Raw genomic sequence first — 240 nt, forward strand, 5'->3', positions numbered from 1 at the left:
TGCCGCGCGTCCACAGCGAGCGCGCCGGGATCTTGTCCAGGTCCACGCGGTCGGCGTAGCGGCGGGCGGTCTCCTCGACCTCGTGGAGCAGGCCGTCGGACAGCGTCGTGGGCTTGAGCCCCAGCTTGAGGAAGGCGTCGTTGACCACGTGCAGCTCGTTCTCGGCGGACTCGTTGCGCGGGTTGGGCACGTGGGCGACGTGCGCGTCGGAGATGCGCGCGAGCAGCTCGGCGAGGTCGC

At 71.7% G+C, this 240-nt stretch carries 1 pseudogene; it reads right to left on the reverse strand.

The features are described 5' to 3' along the window. A pseudogene (locus QP324_RS12190) lies at positions 1 to 240 on the reverse strand (NAD-dependent dehydratase); the annotation flags it as partial.

The sequence above is a fragment of the Corynebacterium sp. UMB0012 genome, assembly GCF_030216265.1.
Classification (GTDB): Bacteria; Actinomycetota; Actinomycetes; order Mycobacteriales; family Mycobacteriaceae; genus Corynebacterium.